Annotated in this window: 1 protein-coding gene; it reads left to right on the forward strand. The window is 76.2% G+C overall.

Annotation, left to right across the window (positions count from 1 at the left end; all coding sequences use genetic code 11):
* The coding region (locus tag SxD43FB_RS24420) for an AraC family ligand binding domain-containing protein (protein ID WP_176482940.1) at nt 1–383 on the forward strand (383 nt) is incomplete at both ends.

Here is a 383-nt window from a genome sequence, read left to right on the forward strand (position 1 = left end):
CTGCCGCATGGCTGGCACATCGCGCCGCACCGCCATCCCGGCCTGCTGCAATTGCTGCTGGCCGAGCAGGGCGGCGGCCGCGCGCAGTTCGACGGGCAGGAGCGGGACTTCGCCGCCCCCGCCCTGCTGCTGCTGCCGCCGGCGGTGATCCACGGCTTCACCTTCCAGCCCGGCACGGATGGCTGGGTGCTGAGCCTCGCCCTGCCCTGGGCGGCGGAGCTGCTGGCGGAGGACACGCTGCCCGAGGCGGCGCTGCTGCTGCCGCTGGAGCCGGCGGCGCTGGTTGCCCACCGCGTGCCGCAGCGCTTCGCCGAACTGGCGGAGGAATTCACCGCCCACCGGCCCGGGCGAAGCGCGGCGCTGGCGGCGCAGCTGCGGCTGCT

It is taken from the genome of Sphingobium sp. D43FB, from assembly GCF_002312805.1.
Lineage (GTDB): Bacteria > Pseudomonadota > Alphaproteobacteria > Sphingomonadales > Sphingomonadaceae > Sphingobium.